Here is a 289-nt window from a genome sequence, read left to right as displayed (position 1 = left end):
ACTGGGTTGATAGGCCAGATATGGAAGCATCGTAAGGTGTGGAGTTGACTGGTACTAATAGGCCGAGGGCTTGTCCTCAGTTGCTCGCGTCCACTGTGTGGTTCCCGGGTTGCGAACAGTCGCAATGTCGGTACACCACTAATTGAAGAGTGTGCTTGTTCGCTAGAACCCGAATGGGTTTCGGTGGTTATAGCGTTAGGGAAACGCCCGGTTACATTCCGAACCCGGAAGCTAAGCCTTTCAGCGCCGATGGTACTGCAGGGGGGACCCTGTGGGAGAGTAGGACGCC

The 289-nt window shown here is 55.0% G+C and carries 1 rRNA gene; it reads left to right on the top strand.

What is annotated here, in order from left to right:
* Positions 1–179 precede the first annotated feature (179 nt).
* Positions 180–289, top strand: a 5S ribosomal RNA gene (gene rrf / locus ADL22_RS15745); the annotation flags it as partial.

It is taken from the genome of Streptomyces sp. NRRL F-4489 (assembly GCF_001509485.1).
Lineage (GTDB): Bacteria > Actinomycetota > Actinomycetes > Streptomycetales > Streptomycetaceae > Streptomyces.
This window is presented reverse-complemented; position numbering and strand designations above follow the sequence as displayed.